Origin of the sequence: Xanthobacter autotrophicus, from assembly GCF_030015065.1 — a bacterium.
In the GTDB taxonomy this organism is placed as follows: domain Bacteria; phylum Pseudomonadota; class Alphaproteobacteria; order Rhizobiales; family Xanthobacteraceae; genus Xanthobacter; species Xanthobacter autotrophicus_D.
Map to the genome: position 1 here is coordinate 1 of NZ_JAIVFN010000447.1, position 434 is coordinate 434.

The 434-nt window shown below is 66.1% G+C and carries 1 protein-coding gene; it reads left to right on the plus strand.

What is annotated here, in order from left to right; genetic code table 11:
- A partial coding sequence (locus K9U40_RS23955) for a porin (protein WP_282892544.1) occupies window positions 1-434 on the plus strand: 434 nt, incomplete at both ends.

Genomic DNA, 434 nt, shown 5'->3' on the forward strand with positions numbered 1-434 from the left:
CCCCTCTTCAACGGCACGGGCTGGGCCGCGACGACGCCGGCCGACACGGGCTGGAGCAACCAGATCGTCTACAGCACGCCGAAGTTCGGCGGCTTCTCCGCCAACATCCAGTACCAGTTCGGCGAGCAGGCGGGCAACAACGGCCGCAAGAACGTGGGCGCGAACTTCTTCTACTTCGGCGGACCGCTGACGCTGACCGGCTTCTACGAGCGCGACCAGATCGCCAACCCGGGCCAGGGCGCATACCTCGGCACCACCAAGAAGGACTGGATGCTGCTGGGCGCCTACGACTTCGGCGTGGTCAAGCCCTTCCTGAGCTACGGCGAGGCCAAGGCGGACAACACCGACAACAAGGCCAAGACGATGCAGATCGGCGCCTCCGTGCCGGTCGGCCCGTCCGGCAAGGTGCTGGTCGAGTGGGTGAAGACCGAGAT